The 19,108-nt window shown below is 71.4% G+C and carries 16 protein-coding genes; 8 read left to right on the top strand and 8 right to left on the bottom strand.

From position 1 onward, the window contains the following. Positions 1-30 precede the first annotated feature (30 nt). The 4 genes from OG522_RS31965 to OG522_RS31950 all read right to left on the bottom strand — a co-directional run bounded on the left by OG522_RS31965 (position 31) and on the right by OG522_RS31950 (position 3,351). Positions 31-990 (bottom strand): DNA-binding protein, encoded by a 960-nt coding sequence (locus OG522_RS31965; protein WP_329466516.1) that lies wholly within the window; start codon positions 988-990, stop codon positions 31-33. After that, entirely contained in the window at positions 987-2,201 is a 1,215-nt protein-coding gene (locus OG522_RS31960) for an MAB_1171c family putative transporter (RefSeq protein ID WP_329466515.1), read from the bottom strand. The genes OG522_RS31965 and OG522_RS31960 overlap by 4 nt, the downstream gene beginning before the upstream one ends. Continuing rightward, positions 2,198-2,773: a hypothetical protein gene (locus OG522_RS31955; protein ID WP_329466514.1), complete on the bottom strand. Its 576-nt coding sequence runs from the start codon at positions 2,771-2,773 to the stop codon at positions 2,198-2,200. Before OG522_RS31955 ends, OG522_RS31960 begins: the two co-directional genes overlap by 4 nt. 155 nt (positions 2,774-2,928) lie before the next feature. Continuing rightward, positions 2,929-3,351, bottom strand: coding sequence for a secondary thiamine-phosphate synthase enzyme YjbQ (locus OG522_RS31950; RefSeq protein WP_329466513.1), 423 nt, complete (start codon positions 3,349-3,351; stop codon positions 2,929-2,931). Between the two features lie 461 nt (positions 3,352-3,812). Here OG522_RS31950 and OG522_RS31945 point away from each other — a divergent pair, with 461 nt between their 5' ends. Genes OG522_RS31945 through OG522_RS31925 form a run of 5 tightly spaced genes read left to right on the top strand, consistent with a single transcriptional unit; the run spans position 3,813 to position 8,853 of the window. Beyond that, positions 3,813-4,727 carry an ABC transporter permease gene (locus OG522_RS31945; protein WP_329466512.1) on the top strand — a complete coding sequence of 305 codons (915 nt, stop codon included), beginning with the start codon at positions 3,813-3,815 and terminating at the stop codon, positions 4,725-4,727. Then, complete coding sequence (locus tag OG522_RS31940; RefSeq protein ID WP_329466511.1) at positions 4,700-5,449, top strand: ABC transporter ATP-binding protein; 750 nt, start codon at positions 4,700-4,702, stop codon at positions 5,447-5,449. The genes OG522_RS31945 and OG522_RS31940 overlap by 28 nt, the downstream gene beginning before the upstream one ends. A 36-nt stretch (positions 5,450-5,485) precedes the next feature. Further along, entirely contained in the window at positions 5,486-6,508 is a 1,023-nt protein-coding gene (locus OG522_RS31935) for an ABC transporter substrate-binding protein (RefSeq protein WP_329466510.1), read from the top strand. After that, a complete protein-coding gene (locus tag OG522_RS31930) occupies positions 6,508-7,716 on the top strand; it encodes an LLM class flavin-dependent oxidoreductase (protein WP_329466509.1) in 1,209 nt (402 codons plus the stop codon). Before OG522_RS31935 ends, OG522_RS31930 begins: the two co-directional genes overlap by 1 nt. Before the next feature lie 54 nt (positions 7,717-7,770). Beyond that, positions 7,771-8,853 carry an NAD(P)-binding domain-containing protein gene (locus OG522_RS31925; RefSeq protein ID WP_329466508.1) on the top strand — a complete coding sequence of 361 codons (1,083 nt, stop codon included), beginning with the start codon at positions 7,771-7,773 and terminating at the stop codon, positions 8,851-8,853. Between the two features lie 106 nt (positions 8,854-8,959). Here the strand turns inward: OG522_RS31925 and mltG are convergent, their stop codons facing one another. Both mltG and OG522_RS31915 read right to left on the bottom strand, forming a co-directional pair. Further along, positions 8,960-9,790: an endolytic transglycosylase MltG gene (gene mltG, locus OG522_RS31920; RefSeq protein ID WP_329466507.1), complete on the bottom strand. Its 831-nt coding sequence runs from the start codon at positions 9,788-9,790 to the stop codon at positions 8,960-8,962. 167 nt (positions 9,791-9,957) lie between these two features. Continuing rightward, a complete protein-coding gene (locus tag OG522_RS31915) occupies positions 9,958-11,769 on the bottom strand; it encodes an ABC transporter ATP-binding protein (RefSeq protein ID WP_329466506.1) in 1,812 nt (603 codons plus the stop codon). 119 nt (positions 11,770-11,888) lie between these two features. Here OG522_RS31915 and OG522_RS31910 point away from each other — a divergent pair, with 119 nt between their 5' ends. After that, entirely contained in the window at positions 11,889-12,347 is a 459-nt protein-coding gene (locus tag OG522_RS31910) for a MarR family winged helix-turn-helix transcriptional regulator (protein WP_329466505.1), read from the top strand. A 235-nt stretch (positions 12,348-12,582) separates the two neighbouring features. Here the strand turns inward: OG522_RS31910 and OG522_RS31905 are convergent, their stop codons facing one another. Further along, positions 12,583-14,190: a peptide-N4-asparagine amidase gene (locus OG522_RS31905; protein WP_329466504.1), complete on the bottom strand. Its 1,608-nt coding sequence runs from the start codon at positions 14,188-14,190 to the stop codon at positions 12,583-12,585. 162 nt (positions 14,191-14,352) lie between these two features. Here OG522_RS31905 and OG522_RS31900 point away from each other — a divergent pair, with 162 nt between their 5' ends. Then, positions 14,353-16,182 (top strand): ABC transporter ATP-binding protein, encoded by a 1,830-nt coding sequence (locus OG522_RS31900; protein WP_329466503.1) that lies wholly within the window; start codon positions 14,353-14,355, stop codon positions 16,180-16,182. Beyond that, positions 16,179-17,960 carry an ABC transporter ATP-binding protein gene (locus tag OG522_RS31895; protein ID WP_329466502.1) on the top strand — a complete coding sequence of 594 codons (1,782 nt, stop codon included), beginning with the start codon at positions 16,179-16,181 and terminating at the stop codon, positions 17,958-17,960. The genes OG522_RS31900 and OG522_RS31895 overlap by 4 nt, the downstream gene beginning before the upstream one ends. Before the next feature lie 333 nt (positions 17,961-18,293). On the opposite strand, the gene OG522_RS31890 is transcribed toward OG522_RS31895, so the two are convergent. Then, positions 18,294-19,085, bottom strand: coding sequence for a metal-dependent hydrolase (locus tag OG522_RS31890; protein ID WP_329466501.1), 792 nt, complete (start codon positions 19,083-19,085; stop codon positions 18,294-18,296). Positions 19,086-19,108: the final 23 nt, after the last annotated feature.

Genomic DNA, 19,108 nt, shown 5'->3' with positions numbered 1-19,108 from the left:
CCTGTCTGTTGTCCGAGGTGGGGGTGGCGCCTAGCGGGAGGGGCGGTCCGGGCCACTGGGGTGCGTGGTGACGGAATCCCTCAGGAAGGCTGCCGCGTCCCGCAGGTTCGCCGGTGCGTCGGCGTGGCCGATCAGCAGAGCGGCGGTCCCAGCCAGGGTCTCGGTGGTCCGTACGGAGCCGATGACCCCGGCACGCGGGGCGAGTCCGGCGATGAGGTCCTCCGCCTCGCTCCAGGCTCCGGCCCCGGTGAGGGCCGCCAGGAGTTCCGCGGTGAACAGGTGCCGGTAGGAGGGGCCGGGGGCGGTCGCGGCCTCGTACAGGAGGGGGATGGCGCGGTCCCAGTCGTGCAGCCGGGCCAGCACCCAGCCCTGGTGGCCGGTCAGTTCCGCCTCGTCGATCCACCAGGCCCAGGGCGGGTCGTGGCGCGAGGCGCCGTCCAGGAACCGGCTCCGGGCTCGATCGATGAGGTCGATGGCCTCGCCGCGGCCGCCGAGCAGCGCGGTCGCATGTGCGCGGCGGATCAGCATGAGGCTGCCGACCAGCGTGGGCAGCGGGCGGGGCCCGGCCACCCGGGCGGCGGTGTCCAGGGCTGCCGGGGCGTGGCCGGTGTGGGTGTGGACCATGCTGTCGTTGAGCAGCACCAGGCGGGCGATGGAGCGGTCGCCGCAGAGTTCGGCGAGGGCCAGCGCCTGGGTGTTCATGCGGTGGGCCGCGCGGTAGCGGCCCGCGTCGAAGAGGATCCAGCCGATCACTTCGCAGAGTTCGGCGAGTGCCGCGAGCAGGTCGCTGTCCTCGCCGCGCAGACCGGCCGGGGCGGCGGACGCTTCGGGGATGTCACGCAGCGTGTCGTACGCGGCGGACAGCGCGGCCCGAGCGCCGTGCCCGGCGTCGAGGCAGACCAGGCGCTCAACTGCCCGCAGAACGAGGCTGGTTGAGGCACCGCGGGTCTCACCACGCCCCGCGGTGCGCGCGGGATTCGGCTGGGTCATGACGCGATGCGGTCGGCCGCGTGCACCGCGCGGCCCTGGGTGAGCGCGGTGAAGCAGGACGCGACCTGGGCCAGCCACTCCACCTCGTCGCGGAAGTCCTCGTACGGCGCTCGCGCGGGAATGTCGGACGCGTCGGCCTGCTCGGCCCGCTCCTGCGCCGGCCGGTCAAGGACGGCCCTCAACTGGATCGCTTCACCCAGCGGCGAGGTGGGGTCCTCGGGAAGGCCGAGGGAGTGGGCCACCCGCGTGAAGTCGGCAAGGGAGAGCGAGGTGCGCAGCATCAGCTGCCCGTCGCGTATCTCGATGACGCGGCGGTAGAGGCTGTAGTGCGGATCGCGCGGCGGGACGAGGTCGCGCGCCCAGGACCGGGGCGGGTCGAGCGCGATGTCCGGCGACGCCTGGTACAGCGCCCACCACAGAGGCCGGAGCCGACGGTAGGAGCGGTAGCTGCGCAGCCAGCCCAGGGCACGGGTGATGTGGATTCCCCACGACGGGATGGTCCAGCCGGTGATCTGGAGCAGGGCTCCGATGCTGCCGCACGACCACTGGATGGGGTCGAGGGCCGAGCCGTCGAAATGCAGTCGGGTGCCCGCGATCTGGATGCTGCGCGTCACGCAGTACACCATGATCAGGCTCGCGCCGAGGGTCACCGTGCGCATGCCGACCTTCAGCCACTGCCGGTTCGCCATCTTGGTGAAGCGCAGCGAGAGCCGGACCGTCTCGAACTGCCCGATCCCGCAGATCACCAGGTAGAAGGACATGTACAGCGCGTACCTGCCGTCCTGGATGCTGAGCAGGATGGTGGACGTTGCGGTCTTCGAACTCGCGACCGGGCTGACGGCGATGGAGGCCACCACCAGGACACACAGCGCGGCGCCGAAGAACGTCACCCGGCGCCCGGCCCTGCGGCGGGCCTCCTCGGGCGGGGAGGACCAGTGGACGAGGACGACCTGCTGGGCGGCGGTGAGCACGACGACGGCGGCCTGGACGATCAGCGAGGTGATGTTGGGGCGGCCGAACAGGTCGGATATGTGCACCCGCAGTACGTCGAGGTCGACCAGGAAGCTGATCCCGGAGCAGAGGAAGTAGACGCACAGCGCCCACAGGGCGACATCGTGCTTTCTGCGCAGCAGATCGGGCAGCCGGTAGCCGAAGGCCGCGAGGCCACCGAGGGCGCAGGTCCAGGACAGGGCGCTGTTGACGGTGTTCATGCCTGGTCCGGGTTGCCGACGCCGTTCTCGATACGAGCGACGATTTCGGCCGCCTCGTCCGGAACTCCCCAGGCGGGTTCCAGCCACCGCTTGGTGGCCCGGGCCAGGATCAGCGAGGCCATCGTCTCGGCCTCCTGCTCCTCGTCGTCGCTGTAGCGGGAGCGCATCAACATGCTCTGCACGACGGCCGGTTCGACATCCGTGAACAATTGACTCGTATCACTGCGGTCGAATTCCACGGAACCGCGGTGGGCGAACGCAATATGGGCCAGTTCATGGGCGATGATGTGCTCTTTGTGTGACGGCGAGGCCGCCTTCTCGTAAGCGATGATGTCGAAGTCGTCGAGTTTCAGCCAAAGACCGAAGAGATGACGTTCCGGGAAGGGCATCGGAATCAGATGGATCGGCCGCTGGTTCTGGGCGCTGAGATAGCGGTGGAGTTCATCGATGCCGCAACCGTGCTCCATGCCCCAGTCCGCGAGCAGCGCCTCACAGGTCTGGCGAACCTTTTTGAGACGGCGCCTGAGCCGACGGTCCTCCGGCGACGGTAACGCAGAGCCAGACACCTTCATCCTTAGCCTTCCACGCCTTCCACATTGGAGAAGCAGGCGTTGCGATGCCGATTCAGCAATCCCCGGGATTTCGGGCTCCCGATTCCCGGCAGGGACAACGCGGCCATGATGCCACACCCCCAACTCACCGACGATTGACGTGAGTTTCTCCCGGTTCAGCCGAGGAAACTCAGCCGGACCTGCCGGTTGGGATTGTCCTTGTTCGTGTCCACCAGACAGATGGACTGCCAGGTTCCGAGTTCGAGGCGCCCGCCGATCACGGGCAGCGTCGCGTGCGGCGGCACCAGTGCGGGCAGTACGTGGTCGCGGCCGTGGCCGGGACTGCCGTGGCGGTGCTGCCAGCGGTCGTCGGCGGGGAGCAGGGCGTGCAGGGCCGCGAGGAGGTCGTCGTCGCTGCCCGCGCCGGTCTCCAGGATGGCGATGCCGGCCGTGGCGTGCGGCACGAAGATGTTGAGCAGACCGTCGCGGCCCGCCGATCGCTGCCGCAGGAACTCCTCGCAGTCCCCGGTCAGATCGGCGACCGTTTCGCGAGAGCCGGTCGCGATGTACAGGATGTGGGTGGTGAAGACGTCGGACATGGACCCCATCTTCCCGTCCTCGCACGGGGCTCGCGCGCGGGCGCACCGGGGCCGCGCCCCATGGGCGGGATCGCGCGTCCAAGGAACGAGACGCCATTGACCCCGTCCGGAACGGGTCGCTACCTTCGCGCCATGTTGCGAACAGCACTGCTCACCACGCGCGGTCACATCGACCTGCTGCGGGTGGCCTCCGCCGCTTGTTGCCGCGGCTGCTGACGCGCCCTCAGCGCCTTCGTTCGCTCTCTTCGCCTTCTTGAGTCCTGCCGCCGTGCGCTGAAGCGCGCCCGTCGGCAGGTGACGCCCGCATCCCCCTGCCGCACGACGGCGCGCTCTTGCGCCTCCGTGCGCCGTGGCGGGTCCGTCGCCCTCCGGGCCGCGCCCTCAAGCGTCTCCCCCACCACCCGACCATGCCCAGGGCCAGGTCCTTAGGGATGGCCCTCGCTTTTGACCATGGAGTCCCCATGACCGTCGACCATGCTCCGCCGGATATATCCGCCCAATCCGGCCATGCGGCGAGCGCCGCATCTGCCGACCCTCGCCCCGAAACCCCCGCTCCCGTACCACTCGTTCTCGAACCGGTCGTTCCGCTCGCTTCCCGGCGCGGTCGGCTGCGCCCGGTGCCGCGCTGGCTGCGGCGTGCCGTCGGACCGCTCACCCTGCTCGTCCTGTGGCAAGTCCTCAGCGCCACGGGGTTGTTGAGCCCTGACACGCTCGCCTCGCCCGGCACCGTCGCCCGCGCCGGATCCGATCTGGTCAAGGACGGCACGCTCCCGTCGGCGATGGGCATCTCGCTCCAGCGGGTGGCCGTGGGCCTGCTCATCGGCGGAGTGGCCGGGATCGCCCTGGCTCTGGTCTCCGGGCTGTCGCGGCTCGGCGAGGACCTGATCGACGCCACGGTGCAGATGCTGCGCACCGTGCCCTGGGTGGGCCTGATCCCGCTGTTCATCATCTGGCTGGGCATCGGCGAGGCCCCGAAGGTGGCTCTCATCGCGCTCGGCGTGGCCTTCCATCTGTATCTCAACGTGTACGCCGGAATCCGCGGCGTGGACGCCCAACTCGTGGAAGCGGGACAGGCGTTGGGGCTCGGGCGATGGGGCCTGGTGCGCCACGTGGTGCTGCCGGGCGCGCTGCCCGGCGCCATGACAGGGCTGCGCTATTCGCTCGCCACCGCCTGGCTGGCCCTGGTGTTCGGCGAGTCGATCAACGCGGCCGCCGGCATCGGCTTCCTGATGAACCAGGCCCGCGAGTTCTTCCGTACCGACGTGATCGTCGTCTGCCTGGTCGTGTACGCCACGCTCGGCCTGCTCGCCGATGCCGTCGTCCGCACTCTCGAAAGGCTGCTGCTGCAATGGCGACCGACCTTCAAGGGCCAGTGACCACCACCGCCGATGCCGTACGGGTCGAGGGCCTCACGCGCGCCTTCGACGGGCGGCCCGTCATCGAGGGGCTCGATCTGACGCTGCGGGCGGGCGAGTTCACGGCGCTGCTCGGGCGCAGCGGCTGCGGCAAGTCGACACTGCTGCGGGTGCTCGCCGGGCTCGACCGGGAGATCGAGGGCACGGTGCTGGTACCGAAACGGCGGGCCGTCGCCTTCCAGGCGCCGCGGCTGATGCCGTGGAAGCGGGTATGGCGCAACGTCCTGCTCGGCCTGCCCGGAAAGCCCCAACGGCATGTCGCCGAGGGCGCGTTGGAAGAGGTGGGGCTCGGGCACCGGTCCGGGGCCTGGCCCAAGACGCTGTCCGGCGGCGAGGCCCAGCGCGCCTCGCTCGCGCGGGCCCTGGTACGCGAGCCCGAGCTGCTGCTGCTCGACGAACCGTTCGGGGCGCTGGACGCCCTGACCAGGATCAAGGCACAGCAGCTGGTCGCCGAACTGTGGCGGCGGCGCGGCTGCGCGGTGTTGCTCGTCACGCACGACGTGGACGAGGCGCTGCTGCTTGCCGACCGCGTCCTGGTCATGCGGGACGGCGCCATCGCCCACGACACGTCCATCGCTCTCGACCGGCCCCGCACGCTCGGCGCGCCGGGGTTCGCGGCTCTGCGCTCGGGGCTGCTGAGCGAACTGGGTGTGGATCAGCCCGCTGCTGCCCCCGCCGCCTGACCCCTCTGCCGACCCCTGCGAAGGAAGCACGTACTCATGCGACGCCACACCCTGCCCGTTCTGGTCCTGCCGTTCGCCCTGCTGCTGGCCGCGTGCGGTGGCAACTCGGCCGCCGAAACCGCCGACAAGGGTTCCGGCGATGTCACGCTCAACGTCGGCGACCAGAAGGGAGGTGCGCAGGCCGTACTGCGGGCGGCGGGTGAACTCGACCACCTCGACTACAAGATCAAGTGGTCCACGTTCACCTCCGGGCCGCCCCTGCTCGAAGCCGTCAACGCCAAAGCCGTCGACATCGGCGGCGTCGGCGACACGCCACCGGTGTTCGCCGCGGGCGCCCACTCCAAGTTCAAGGTGGTGGCGGCCGACCACGGGTCGTCCGCGGGCGAGGCGGTCCTCGTCCCGGACGGCTCCCCGATCAAGCGGCCGCAGGACCTGAAGGGCAAGTCGATCGCCGTCGCCCAGGGCAGCTCCGCGCACTACCAGCTGGTGGCCTCGCTGAAGAAGGCCGGTCTCGGTCTTGGCGACGTGAGGCTCAGGTTCCTCCAGCCCGCCGACGCGCTGGCGGCGTTCAACCGGGGCAAGGTCGAGGCCTGGGCGGTGTGGGACCCGTACGTCTCCCAGGTGCTGCGCTCGGCCAAGGGGCATGTGCTGACCACTGGCGAGGGGGTCACCAGCGGCCTCGGGTTCCAGGTGGCGGCGCCCGGCGCCCTGGGCGACCGGGCCAAGTCGAGGGCCGTCGGGGACTACCTCCAGCGGCTGAACCGAGCCCAGGACTGGGTCTTCAAGCATCCGGAAGCCTGGGCCAAGGTCTGGTCGAAGGAGACCGGGCTGCCGTACGAGGTGGCGCTCGACTCGGTGAAGCGCAGCAACGGCACCCGCGTCCGGGTCGCCGTGGACGCGGCCGCGGTCGCCTCCGAGCAGCAGATCGCCGACACCTTCGCCGATCTGAAGCTGATCCCGGGCCGCGTCTCCTTCAACGACTACGTCGACACCCGCTACAACGGCTCGCTGCCGCCCTCCACCACCGCACCCCGCTCGTACGGAAAGGCCTCCTCCTGATGACCGTCCATCTGCACTGGTTCCTGCCCACCGGCGGCGACGGCCGCACGCTGGTCGACCGGCACGCCTACACCGACAGCGGCATCAAGCGCTCGCGGATCGCCCCGGCGAGCGGGGTGCGGGCGCCCGACATCGAGTACCTGGCCCAAATCGCCAAGGCGGCCGAACAGTTGGGTTTCGAGGCGGTCCTGACGCCGACGGGCACCTGGTGCGAGGACGCCTGGCTGACGACAGCCGCGCTCGCCCAGCACACCGAGCGTCTGAAGTTCCTGGTCGCCTTCCGGCCGGGCGTCATCTCCCCCGTTCTCGCGGCGCAGATGGCGGCGACGTACCAGCGCATCACACGCGGGCGGCTGCTGCTCAACGTGGTGACGGGCGGCGACTCGACGGAGCAGCGGCGCTTCGGCGATCACCTGGACCACGACCGGCGCTATGCACGGACCTCGGAGTTCCTGTCGGTCGTACGCGGTGTGTGGCGCGGGGAGCCGTACGACTTCGACGGCGAGCACTACCGGGTGGAGGGTGGTCTGACGGCGCTGCCACCGGACCCGCTGCCGGAGATCTTCTTCGGCGGCTCGTCGGCCGCGGCCGGTCCGGTGGCCGCGGACCACGCCGATGTGTATCTGACCTGGGGCGAGCCGCCCGCCCTCGTGAAGGAGAAGATCAACTGGATCCGGGGGCTCGCGGCGGAGCGCGAGCGCACCGTGCGGTTCGGCATCCGGCTGCACACCATCTCCCGGGACTCCGCGCGCGAGGCGTGGGCGACCGCGGACCGGCTGCTCGGCGACCTCGACACCGAGACGGTGACCGCGGCCCAACAGGCGCTCGCCAGGAGCGAGTCGGTGGGCCAGCAGCGGATGCTCGCCCTGCACGGCGGATCTCGGGACGGCCTGGAGATCTCGCCGAACCTGTGGGCGGGCATCGGCCTGGTGCGGGGCGGCGCGGGCACGGCGCTGGTCGGCAGCCATGCGGACGTCGCCGACCGGATCGAGGAATACCACGACCTCGGGATCGAGCACTTCGTGCTGTCCGGCTACCCGCATCTGGAGGAGGCGTACTGGTTCGGCGAGGGCGTGACACCCGAGCTGTCCGCACGCGGGCTGCTGCCGAGGATTCCGGCTTCGCCGCTGCTCGGCGTGCCCGCCGCGAACGGCCGCCCGGCCTCTGCGCCGGGCGGGGCTCCGCTCCTGGTGGGCGGCGGGCGCTGAATCGGCCCACGGAAGCACGGGAAGATCCAGGCACCGTCCACGGTTGGTAGAACCGTGAACGACTTCGCGGTACGAGACGTGGACGTGGTGGTCATAGGCGCCGGGCAGGCGGGGCTGTCCGGCGCCTACCATCTGCGCCGGTCCGGGCTGGTGGCGGACCGCGACTTCGTGGTCCTCGACCACGCGCCGCGACCGGGCGGCGCCTGGCAGTTCCGCTGGCCGTCCCTCACGTACGGCAAGGTGCACGGCATGCATGCGCTGCCCGGTATGGAACTGACCGGCGCGGCGGCCGACCGCCCCTCCTCCGAGGTCATCGGCGCCTATTTCGCCGCGTACGAGGACGCCTTCGATCTGCGGGTGCGCCGGCCGGTCGACGTGAGCGCCGTGCGGGAGGGCGAGGGAGGGCGACTGCTCGTCGAGACGTCACGGGGCGGCTACGCGACACGCGCGCTGATCAATGCCACCGGCACCTGGGACCGGCCGTTCTGGCCTCGGTACCCGGGCCAGGAGACTTTCGGTGGGCGGCAGTTGCACACGGCGAACTATCCGGGCCCCGCCGAGTTCGCGGGGCTGCGGGTGGTCGTGGTCGGCGGCGGGGCCTCGGGCACCCAGCATCTGATGGAGATCGCCGACGTCGCGGCGGAGACGACGTGGGTGACACGGCGGCCACCGGTCTTCCGTGCCGGCCCCTTCGATGAGGAAGCCGGCCGCGAGGCCGTGGCGATGGTCGAGCAGCGGGTCCGGCTCGGACTGCCGCCCAGGAGCGTGGTGTCGGTGACGGGGCTGCCACTGAACGACGCCGTCCGTGCGGCGCGGGCGAAGGGCGTCCTGGACCGGCTGCCGATGTTCGACCGGATCACTCCGGACGGGGTGGCCTGGGACGACGGCCGGTCGATCGAGGCCGATGTGATCATCTGGGCCACCGGTTTCCGTCCGGTCATCGACCATCTCGCTCCCCTGCGGCTGCGCGAGCCAGGAGGCGGAATCCGGCTGGAAGGAACCAGGGCGGTCAGGGACGAGCGCGTCCATCTCGTCGGCTACGGCCCCTCCGCATCGACAATCGGCGCGAACCGGGCGGGCCGGTCCGCGGTCCGGGACATCAGGCAGCTCCTCGAACGCGAGCGGGCTGTGGTGTGAGTGGCGAGATGTCGGCGGGGGCACCCGGGGCGGTGTGGGGGCGGCCGGGCCTGATCGGGGGAGGCAGGCAGGGCGGCACGGAGGCGGCCTGGTGTGATCGGTGGGGTCAGGTGGTTGTGGCCGCGTTGCGCCGGCGTTCGTTGAACTCGCTTACGTTCAGCTGGTGTTGGGCGTAGCTGTCGGTAAAGCGCGTGTCGCCGGGGCCCACCGTCACGAAGTACAGCCAGTTGCCCGGTGCCGGGTTGATCGCGGCGTCCACCGCCTGCTGCCCCGGGTTACCGATGGGGGTCGGCGGCAGGCCCTTGTGCTCATAGGTGTTGTAAGGGCTGTCGGTCTTGGTGTCGGCGGTCGTGGTGGTGAGCGTCGAGCGGTGGAGCGCATAGTTCAGCGTCGAGTCCATTTGCAGTGGCATGCCGCGGGCGAGGCGATTGTGGATGACGCGGGACACCTTGCCCATGTCGGCCGGAGAGTCGGCCTCGGCCTGCACGATCCCGGCGATGACCACCGTCTGATAGACCGTCAGTCGAGCACGCTGGGCCCCTGCCGCGATCCGGTCCCGGCCGAAGCGATTGTTGGCCGTCTCCACCATGTACTGGAGCAGCCCGCCCGGGGTCGCGTCGTCCTTGACCGGGTACGTCGCCGGGAACAGATACCCCTCGGGGTTGCCCTTCGCCTCCGGCGGCAGCTTGAGGTGCGTCGTCGCGGCGACCCCGTTGGTGGTGCCGGGCGGCAGATCGAGGCGCTTGTCGACGGCCGCGTACACCTGGCTCGCCCGCCACCCCTCGGGAACGACGAGGGTCCTGGCCGGGGCGCCGGTTTCCCGCAGCACCAGAACGAGCACCGCACCCGCCACGGCGAGCAGCAGCGCGAGGAGCGCCAGGAGCAGCTGTTTTCGGCGGGTCGGCCGGGACCGCGGGCGCGTCGGTGACTCACTCATGGCGGCACGCTACCCCGATTTGTAAGACAAATCCGACATCGGACAGTATCCGACACGATCCGGGGAGCCCTCGCCGATCGTCACGCCCGTCACCTTCGCTCCCCCTCCCACGGAGCGGCGGGCGACGTCGCCATGTCCAGCACCGGGCGGGCAGCCGAACCCGCGGGTCATGAATGGATCGGGGCCAGCTCGGCGTCCCGGCGCACCAGGGCCGCGTACCGGCCGTTGCGGTCGAGCAGTTCCTCGTGGGTGCCGCGCTCGGCGATCAGGCCGCCGTCGAGGACGACGATCTGGTCGGCGTCGCGCACCGTGGAGAGGCGGTGGGCGATGGTGATGGTGGTGCGGCCCTCGGAGAGCGCGTCGATGGCCTGCTGGACCGCGTGTTCGGTACGGGTGTCGAGCGCGCTGGTCGCCTCGTCGAGGATGAGCACGGGCGGGTCGCGCAGGATCGTACGGGCGATGGCGAGGCGCTGCTTCTCGCCGCCGGAGAACCGGTAGCCGCGCTCGCCGACGAGGGTGTCGTAGCCGTCGGGCAAGGAGGCGATGTGGTCGTGGATCTGGGCGGCGCGGGCAGCCTCTTCCAACTCCTCGTCGGTGGCTTCCGGCTTCGCGAAGCGGAGGTTCTCGGCGACCGAGGCGTGGAAGAGGTACGTCTCCTGGGAGACCACGCCGACCGAGCGGGCCAGGCTGTCGAAGTCCAGGTCGCGCACGTCCACCCCGTCGAGGGTGACGCGGCCCGCGGTGACGTCGTACAGCCGCGGCACCAGGTAGCTGAGCGTGGACTTGCCGGAGCCGGTGGGGCCGACGACGGCGAGGCTGCCACCGGCGGGGACGGCCAGGTCGATGCCGGACAGCGTGGGCTGCGGCTGCTTCTCGTCGTACCGGAAGTCGACGCCCTCGAAACGGATGGCGCCGCGCGCCTCGGTCAGGCGGACCGGCTCGTCGGGCTCGGTGATGTCGACCGGCAGGTCGAGGTACTCGAAGATCCGCTGGAAGAGCGCGAGCGAGGTCTGCATCTGGACCCCCGTGGACAGCAGGCTCACGGCGGGCCGGAACAGGCCCTGCTGGAGCGAGACGAAGGCGACGAGGGTACCGATGGAGACCGCGGGGCCACCCGCATCCAGCGCCAGGCCCGCCGCCCAGTAGATGACCGCGGGCATGGCGGCCATGACGATGCCGATCGTGGACATCCGCCAGCGTCCGGCCATGTTGGAGCGCACTTCGAGATCGACGAGGAGCTCGGACTCGGCGGCGAAGGACTTCGTCAGCGAATCGGAGCGGCCCATGGTGCGGCCGAGCAGGATGCCGCTGACCGACAGCGATTCGGTGACCTCGGCGGCCATGGCGGCCATCTGCTTCTGGCGCTGGGTGGTGATCTTCTTGCGTTCGCGGCCGACCCGGCGGCTGATCCATACGAACACGGGCAGCAGGAGCAGCGAGACGATCGTCAGACGCCAGTCGAGCGCGAGCATCGCGACGACGGAGGCGACGACGGCCGTGAGGTTGGAGACCAGCGAGGTCGCGGTGGAGGTGACGGTCGCCTGCATGCCGCCGATGTCGTTGGCGATGCGGGACTGCACCTCACCGGTGCGGGTCCTGGTGAAGAAGGCGAGGGGCATCCGCTGGAGCTGGGCGTAGACCGCGGTGCGCAGGTCGTGCATGACGCGCTGGCCGACGGTGGTGCTGATCAGGGTCTGGAGAACTCCGAAGACGCTGGTGACGACCGCCGTGGCGATCATGCCGAGGGCGAGCAGGCTCAGCAGGCCGGTACGGCCCTGCGGGATGGCCACGTCGAGGATCTCGCGCAGCAGGAACGGCGAGGCGACCGAGACGAGCGAAGACGCGGCGACGAGCAGCCCGACGATCGCGAGCCGCCCCCGGTAGGGACGGAAGAGGCCGAGGATGCGGCGGACCTGGGCCGGTTCCTGGGGCTCGGTGCCGCGCGGCGGGGGTGTCCATGTGGAGTGTTCGGGGCGCATGGGCTCCTTCGACAGGGTGTGAGGGCCGCCCGCCGGCGGGCGGGAGGACGACGATTTCGGGAGCATAGCTCACTGTTACCTATACTCACAATGTACGAGGTCCTGTTATTGTTCCCGGTATGCAGCCTCACATCTCCCGGGCCCCCGACGCCGACGGTCTGCTGGCCGAGCAGTTGCTGCGGCTGACCCGCCGACTGCACCGGATCCAGAAGCAGTACCTGGAGCCGGTCGGCATCACGCCGGCGCAGTCCCGGCTGCTGCGCACGGTCGCGCACTGCGCGGAGCCGCCGCGCATGGCCGATCTGGCCGCCCGCCTCGAAGTCGTCCCGCGCGCGGTGACCACCCTGGTCGACGCGCTGGAGGAGAGCGGCGACGTCCGCCGGGTCCCGGATCCGGCCAGTCGCCGCGTGATCCGGATCGAGCTCACCGACGCGGGCCGCGCCACGCTGCGGGCGCTGCGCAGCGCCCGCCGGGGCGCCGCCGAGGAGATCCTGGCCCCCTTGTCCGCCGACCAGCGCGAGGTGCTCGGCGGTCTGCTGAACGCTCTGGTGGACGGATCCGCGGAGCGCCGCTGCTGAGAGTCCGCGTCACGCAGGGCCGCGGCGCCTCGGGCACGGCCGGGCGTTCGGCACGGCGCGGGAACTCGCCCGCGGACCGTGCGCGGTAGTCGCCCGCGCCCCTTGAGCGCCCCGGCGAGGCGGGTACGGCGCGGCCACCTGGTGGAAACGGCCACGCCCCGGCATGGGCTCCGAGAAGCCTGCCGGGGCGTGACGCCGTGCAGGTGTGCAGGTGTGCAGGTGTGCTGAGGGGGCGTCAGCAGCGGCGGGTGTCCTGGGTCAGGGTCCCCTGGGCCGTCTTCAGACCGCGGTCCCAGCAGCTGTCCTGGGTGTACAGGCGGTAGCGCTCCGCGGAGGTGCCCACCGCGTGGCGCTGCTCGCGCGGCACGTTCATGGTCCACGAGGCGTCGCCCTGGTACGTGTCGTCGAGGTGCGACCAGGCGGTGGTGTGCGCACCGCGCAGGGTGACGGCTTCGGCGCGGTCGCCGAGGGTGATCGCGGTGCGCAGCCGGTTGTCCGTGCCGATGGTCGTGGTGCCGTCCATCGTGTAGGTGCGGTTGTCGCGGACCGTCACCGCGGGACCCCGGCCGTCGGTGGTGACGCTCTGGTCGTCGCGCCAACTCCCCTTCAGCGCATCGGTGTTCTCGCCCTCGGTCCAGCGGTGCACCGAGTCACTGGAGACCGAGCGGGCCACCGTCGTCGTGACGCGGCCGTGCGAGGTGTTCAGGTACCCGGCCGTGGTGAGCCGGTGGCTGCTGTTCGCGTCCAGCCGCAGTTCCGGTGAGCCCGGCTTGTACGTGGTCACGTCGACCGGCGAACTCTCGTCGTGGCGGGTCAGCGCACCGGAGACGACAGAGCTCGCCTTGTCCTGCCAGATGAGCAGGTTGGTCGGCGTCGACCAGCCGTCCTGACCGGCCGGGACCCCGGCGACGGACACCTCGACCTGGTGCGGCCTGCCGTCGTTGAGCAGCGCGGCGTACGGCGTCAGGTCGTAGTCGACCGGTTTCACGTCGAAGGCGCGGGGCGCCGGAATCACGTACCAGAGGAAGGGGTTGGACCAGCCGCCGGTCCATACCGTCGGGAACGGGGCCGCTATGCCCGCGAGTTGGCCGTCGACCTTGATCTGCACCTCGCGGTTGGGCCCGGCCGTCGCCTTGCAGGAGTACGGGGCGGGGTCGGGGACCGCCAGGTACCAGAACTCCTCGCAGCCGCCGCCGGAGCCGGTGGCGTACACCTCGGCGACGATCTTCTCGGAGTTGCGCGGCGTGGTCACCTGGGGGCTGCCGAGCGGGAGCACCTTGTCGGGGACGGCGGCCGGCGGGGTGCGGCCGTCGGCGGCGTAGAAGGTGAGCGTCACCTTGACGTTGATGACACCGGTGTAGGTGGCGTCGACGACGTTGCCGATGAGCATCTCGACGGGCTGCGCGGAGCGGAAGGTGTCGCTGTAGCGCGTGACGTCCTTCTCGACGTTCCACGCGATGCCGTCCATGGAGGGCTCGGGCGTCGAGGTGCGCAGCACCTCGGCCCCTCCGACGTGGAGGTAGCCGAGGCGGTCGTACTGGCGCCCCTTGACGTTGCCGGTGAGGCGCAGCACCACCTTGCTCCAGCGGTCGCCGCAGCCGAGCGGAGGCGTGTAACTCCCCTTGTACGGGGTGAAGTCGCGGAACTGGGCCTCGGCGAGGGTGACTTGGCAGGACTTGGTGTGCGGGGTCGCCACCGGCGGCGCCGCGGTCAGCGGGTCGTGCCAGTCGGTGCCGAACTCGGTGGGCGGTGTGTCGGCGGCCGCGGCCGGACCCGCGCCGAGCACCAGACCGGCGGCCAGGGTGAGGCCACCGAGCATGGACATGATCCTTCGTCGTCTCATGGGAAAGGAGTGAAGCGCGGGCGGGGCCCGGGGCGCCAGACCCCGTAGGCCGACCTTGGCGGGTTGTGTGCCCCGGAGCGGGAAAACCAATTGCTTTCGGCGCGTCCGGAAGGCGAACCTTGCACCCCTTGAACCATTCGAACCGAGGACTTCTGGAACGCCATGCAGATTCGCGATCTTCCCTACTCGGATCCAGGCGAACCGGATGTCCGTTCAGGCCCCCGGTTCCTGTACTGGCTGGGCCGCAATCAGCTCGCCGGGCAGCTCAAGTCGCTCGCCTGGGGGCTGCTTCACCAGTGCGGCATCGCCGGGCTGCCCCTCACGGTCGGCCTCGCCGTGCAGGCGGCCGTGGACCGTTCGGGCAGCCGGCTCGCGGTCGCCGGCGCGCTGAACGTGCTGCTCGGCGTGGCCATCGCGCTCGGCGACACCATGCTGCACCGCACCGCGGTCACCAACTGGATCACCGCGGCTGCCCGGGTGCAGCAGTTGCTCGCACGCAAGACGGCCGAGCTGGGCTCGGCGCTGACGCGCCGGGTGGCGGCGGGTGAGGTCGTGGCGGTCTCCACCGGCGATGTCGAGAAGATCGGTTGGTTCGTGGAGGCGCTCTCGCGGTTCGCCGCGGCGGCCGCCGCCCTCGTGATCATCTGCGTCGGCCTGGTGATCTACCAGCCCGCCCTCGGCGTCATCGTCGCCATCGGCGTGCCCGTACTGGCCCTGGCCGTCCTGCCGTTGCTGCCGCGCGCCACCAAGCGCGCCGACATCCAGCGTGAAAAGGCGGGCCGGGCAACGGAGTTGGCGTCGGACACGGTCGCCGGACTTCGGGTGCTGCGCGGCATCGGCGGCGAGGAGCTGTTCCTCGGCCGCTACCGCGAGGCCTCCCAGGAGGTCCGCCGGGCCGCCGTGCGCAGCGCCCGCATGTGGTCGCTGATCTCGGCCGTCCAGGTGCTGCTGCCGGGCCTGCTGCTCATCACGGTGGTCTGGTACGGCGCGCACCTCGCCCTTGCCGGACGGATCACGGTGGGTGAACTGGTCACCGTGTACAGCGCGGTGACGCTGATGCTGTACCCGCTCCAGCACTTCGAGGAGATCGCGATGGCGTACTCCTTCTCCCGGCCCTCCGCCAAGCGGGCGGCCCGGGTGCTTGCGCTGCGGCGGGTCACCGACCCGGCCGGGACGGACACGGGGGTGCCGTCCCGGCCGGACTCCGCGAAGGCGCCCTGTGGCGATCTGTACGACCCGGCGACCGGGCTGCTCGCACCCCAGGGGCGGCTCACGGCCGTGGTGTGCGGCGACCCGGACGCGGCGGGGCGGCTCGCCGCGCGGCTCGGCGGCCACGCCGAGGAGACCGGCGACCTGCCGTCCGTGCAGCTCGGCGGGGTCGCGCTCGACGGTCTCGCGCTCGACGGCGCCCGCAGCGCCGTCCTCGTCCAGGACAAGGACCCGGTGCTGCTCTCCGGCACGCTGCGTGAGCTGCTCGACGTGCCGTCCTCCGGTCACATCGACGCCGCCGACGCGCTCACGGCGGCGCAGTGCGGCGATGTGCTCGAAGCACTGGCCCAGGCGTCGGTGGACGCCGACGGCGACCCGATGCGGACCCGCATCACCGAGCGCGGCCGGTCGTTGTCGGGCGGGCAGCGCCAACGCCTGGCACTGGCACGGTCGTTGGTGACCGATCCCGAGGTGCTCGTGCTCGACGAGCCGACCTCCGCGGTCGACTCGCACACCGAGGCGCGGGTCGCCGACGGCGTCAAGCGGCTGCGGACCGGCCGCACGACGGTCGTGTTCACGTCGTCACCGCTCCTGCTCGACCTGGCCGAGCGCGTCGTGTTCGTACACGACGGCGAGGTCGCGTCGGTCGGAGCGCACCGGGAACTGCTGCACTCCGACGCCCGCTACCGCGCGGTCGTCACCCGCGAGAACGACGACGAAGTACGGCAGACGACGAAGCTCACGTCGTTTGAGGACCTGGAGAAAGTGGAGGAGTCGGCATGATCGGCGTGGCAGCACCGGAGTACGACCCGGCGGCCCCGCAGTCGGCCACCACCCTGCCGGTCGGCACCCCGGCGACGGTGCGTTCGTACGTGCGCGGACTGCTGCGGCGCCACCGGCGGGCGTTCGGGATCCTGGTCGGGACCAACGCGGTCGCCGTCCTCGCCTCGATGGTCGGCCCGTACCTGCTCGGCGGCATCGTCGAGGACCTGTCCTCAGGCGTCCGCGACCTCCAACTGGGCCGCACTGCCGCCCTGTTCGCGATCGCGCTGATCGTCCAGACGGTGTTCGTCCGGATGGTGCGGCTGCGCGGCGGGATGCTCGGCGAGGAGATGCTGGCGGATCTGCGCGAGGACTTCCTCGTGCGGTCGGTCGGCCTGCCGCCGGGCGTGCTCGAACGGGCCGGTACGGGTGACCTGCTGTCCCGGATCACCACGGACATCGACCGGCTCGCCAACGCGATGCGCGAGGCGGTGCCGCAGCTGGCGATCGGGGTGGTGTGGGCGGCGCTGCTGCTCGGGGCGCTGGGTGTCACGGCGCCGCCGCTGGCGCTCGCGGTTCTGATCGCGCTTCCGGTGCTCGTGGTGGGCTGCCGCTGGTACTTCCGGCGGGCACCGTCGGCGTACCGCTCGGAAGCCGCCGGCTACGCGGCGGTCGCCTCCGCGCTGACCGAGACGGTCGACGCGGGGCGGACAGTCGAGGCGCACCGCCTCGGCGCGCGCCGGATCGCCCTGTCCGACCAGCGGGTGAAGGAGTGGACCGCATGGGAGCGCTACACGCTCTGGCTGCGGTCGGTGCTCTTTCCGGTGGTCAGCGTGACGCACATGACGATCATGCTGTCGGTGCTGATGATCGGCGGGGTCTTCGTCCTGCACGACTGGATCACGGTCGGCGAGCTGACCACGGGGGCGCTGTTCGCCCAGATGCTGGTCGAACCGGTCGGCCTCATTCTGCGCTGGTACGACGAGTTGCAGGTGGCCCAGGTGTCGCTCGGCCGCCTGGTGGGCGTCCGGGAGATCGAGCCCGCCGCGGGTGACGCTGGGGTGCTTCCGGACGGGCGGGACGTCGAGGCGGACGCGGTCCGCTTCGGCTACCGCGAGGGCGTGGACGTGCTGCACGAGGTGTCGCTGTCGGTGGCTCCGGGGACCAGGCTGGCCCTGGTCGGGCCGTCGGGCGCGGGCAAGTCGACCCTCGGCCGACTGCTCGCCGGGATCTACGCCCCGCGCGAGGGCCGCGTCACGCTCGGCGAGGCCGAGCTGTCGCGGATGCCGGCGGAACGGGTGCGCGCGCATGTGGCGCTGGTCAACCAGGAACACCACGTGTTCGTGGGCTCGCTGCGCGACAACCTGCTGCTCGCGCGCACGGGCGCCGACGACGCGGAGCTGTGGGCGGCGCTCGGCGCGGTCGACGCGGACGGCTGGGCGCGGGCGCTGGACGAGGGCCTCGACACGGAGGTCGGCTCGGGCGGCCTCGCGCTCACCCCGGCCCAGGCCCAGCAGATCGCGCTGGCCAGGCTGGTCCTGGCGGATCCGCACACGCTGGTCCTGGACGAGGCGACCTCGCTCCTGGACCCACGGGCGGCCCGCCATCTGGAGCGCTCACTGGCCCGTGTACTGGACGGCCGTACGGTCGTGGCGATCGCCCACCGACTGCACACGGCGCACGACGCGGATGTGATCGCGGTGGTCGAGCGCGGCCGGATCAGCGAGCTGGGGAGCCATGACGAGCTGGTCGCGGCGGATGGGGCGTACGCGGCGCTGTGGCGATCCTGGCACGGCTGACCCTGCCGGGCTCCGGGTTGGGTGCGCTTCCCGCCCGGGGCCGGGCCCCGGGCCCCTGCCCCGCCGATGTCCATCCGCCGGCTGTACGTGAGCGATCGCGCAGTTCCCCGCGCCCCTTCAAGGCCACCCAGCACCGAAGAGCCCCGGCCCCCAACCGGTGATCATCCGCAGACCATGCGTGGCTCACCGCGCAGTTCCCCGCGCCCCTCAATGCAAATGCCCCGTTCTCGGCTCCCCCGGCGCCCGAAGGACCCGCACCCCCCTTTCTACCCCCGGCGGGGGGTCGAGGAGGGGTGGGGTGGGGGGCCGTCGGGAGCCCGGGATCCCGGCGCGTCAGATGAAGTTCAGCGCGCCCGCCGCGCCTATGCCGCCCAGCACCATGAACGCCGGCATCAGGATCTTCAGTTCCACCCAGCTGCCGGCCCTGAAGCGCATGCCCTTCGGCGGGCCGACGGGGTGCCAGCGCTTGCGGCCCAGCGGGATCGGCCACAGGATCGGGCAGCCCGAGACCGTGAGGGCGTCGCCGATGTCGTGAACGAGGGCGCCCAGCACGATCGGCAGGCCCAGCCACAGGTACTCCTGGCCGGGCCCGCTGAACAGCCAGTCCGAGCCGTTGCCCGGCTTGTCCAGAACACCGGCCAGGATCCATGCGCTGGTCGCGCCGAGCGCCCACACCAGTACGTCGCTGGAGACCCGGGCGGCCCGCCACAGCAGACCTTCCACGGCGAGGACGAGGTGGACGAAGAGGATCGCGAGGACCGCCCAGCGGCCGCCGAACATGGCTGCCGCGGATGCGCCCGCCCCGATCAGGACGGCCCACAGCCAGGTGTGGGTCAGCGTGCGGTGACCGCCGTTGCGGCGCGGGTCGCCAGGTCCGCGGGTCGCCTTGTACACGGCGTGCGACAGCTCGTCGACGATGCCGCACAGGCCCCGGGACACCGGCCCGAAGGCGCGCGAGATGGTCGCCGACTTGTGGTCCAGGTCGGGGGCCAGTGCCGCCCCCGCCGTGATCAGGGCGCCCACGGCGAGCACCGGCCACGGCATGGGGTGCCCGGCGGCGGCCGCGGCCGCGCCCACCCCGAGCCAGGCCGCGGCCCCCGACAGTGAGTGCGCAGGTCCCATCATGACCGTGCCCCGCCCCATTCCTC

This window comes from Streptomyces sp. NBC_01431 (assembly GCF_036231355.1).
Lineage (GTDB): Bacteria > Actinomycetota > Actinomycetes > Streptomycetales > Streptomycetaceae > Streptomyces.
The sequence above is the reverse complement of the archived record's forward strand: the minus strand, read 5'-3'. Positions and strand labels throughout refer to the sequence as shown.

Excerpts from the sequence above, each read along its gene's own strand:
- OG522_RS31965 (WP_329466516.1), bottom strand. The coding sequence starts at position 990 with ATGACCCAGCCGAATCCCGCGCGCACCGCGGGGCGTGGTGAGACCCGC.
- OG522_RS31960 (WP_329466515.1), bottom strand. The coding sequence starts at position 2,201 with ATGAACACCGTCAACAGCGCCCTGTCCTGGACCTGCGCCCTCGGTGGC.
- OG522_RS31955 (WP_329466514.1), bottom strand. The coding sequence starts at position 2,773 with ATGAAGGTGTCTGGCTCTGCGTTACCGTCGCCGGAGGACCGTCGGCTC.
- OG522_RS31950 (WP_329466513.1), bottom strand. The coding sequence starts at position 3,351 with ATGTCCGACGTCTTCACCACCCACATCCTGTACATCGCGACCGGCTCT.
- OG522_RS31945 (WP_329466512.1), top strand. The coding sequence starts at position 3,813 with ATGACCGTCGACCATGCTCCGCCGGATATATCCGCCCAATCCGGCCAT.
- OG522_RS31940 (WP_329466511.1), top strand. The coding sequence starts at position 4,700 with ATGGCGACCGACCTTCAAGGGCCAGTGACCACCACCGCCGATGCCGTA.
- OG522_RS31935 (WP_329466510.1), top strand. The coding sequence starts at position 5,486 with ATGCGACGCCACACCCTGCCCGTTCTGGTCCTGCCGTTCGCCCTGCTG.
- OG522_RS31930 (WP_329466509.1), top strand. The coding sequence starts at position 6,508 with ATGACCGTCCATCTGCACTGGTTCCTGCCCACCGGCGGCGACGGCCGC.
- mltG (WP_329466507.1), bottom strand. The coding sequence starts at position 9,790 with ATGAGTGAGTCACCGACGCGCCCGCGGTCCCGGCCGACCCGCCGAAAA.
- OG522_RS31915 (WP_329466506.1), bottom strand. The coding sequence starts at position 11,769 with ATGCGCCCCGAACACTCCACATGGACACCCCCGCCGCGCGGCACCGAG.
- OG522_RS31910 (WP_329466505.1), top strand. The coding sequence starts at position 11,889 with ATGCAGCCTCACATCTCCCGGGCCCCCGACGCCGACGGTCTGCTGGCC.
- OG522_RS31905 (WP_329466504.1), bottom strand. The coding sequence starts at position 14,190 with ATGAGACGACGAAGGATCATGTCCATGCTCGGTGGCCTCACCCTGGCC.
- OG522_RS31900 (WP_329466503.1), top strand. The coding sequence starts at position 14,353 with ATGCAGATTCGCGATCTTCCCTACTCGGATCCAGGCGAACCGGATGTC.
- OG522_RS31895 (WP_329466502.1), top strand. The coding sequence starts at position 16,179 with ATGATCGGCGTGGCAGCACCGGAGTACGACCCGGCGGCCCCGCAGTCG.
- OG522_RS31890 (WP_329466501.1), bottom strand. The coding sequence starts at position 19,085 with ATGATGGGACCTGCGCACTCACTGTCGGGGGCCGCGGCCTGGCTCGGG.